Here is a 259-nt window from a genome sequence, read left to right on the forward strand (position 1 = left end):
GGGTATTATCGCGGACATTATCTTGTGAAATTGTGATATCAATTTCAGGGTGTTCCGCCATAAACTGATGCAACAACGGTGACATGAGCTGCGTTTCGTAATAAGTGGTGAAACCAATCGACAAGGTCTGCTTATCAGTTGAACCGATTGCTTAGGCCAACTGAACGGCTTGTTCGTAGTTATTCACGAGTTGCTTGGCGTGGTTGTAGAATTGACGACCGGCTGATGTGACGGTGACACGATTCTTCTGACGAACGAC

Annotated in this window: 1 protein-coding gene; it reads right to left on the bottom strand. The window is 45.9% G+C overall.

Annotation, left to right across the window (positions count from 1 at the left end; all coding sequences use genetic code 11):
- Window positions 1–124 (bottom strand): hypothetical protein (locus MN204_RS21710; protein ID WP_368858698.1); only part of this gene is annotated, 124 nt, incomplete at its 3' end.
- Window positions 125–259 lie beyond the last annotated feature (135 nt).

The sequence above is a fragment of the Oceanobacillus saliphilus genome, from assembly GCF_023522835.1.
GTDB lineage: Bacteria > Bacillota > Bacilli > Bacillales > Amphibacillaceae > Oceanobacillus > Oceanobacillus saliphilus.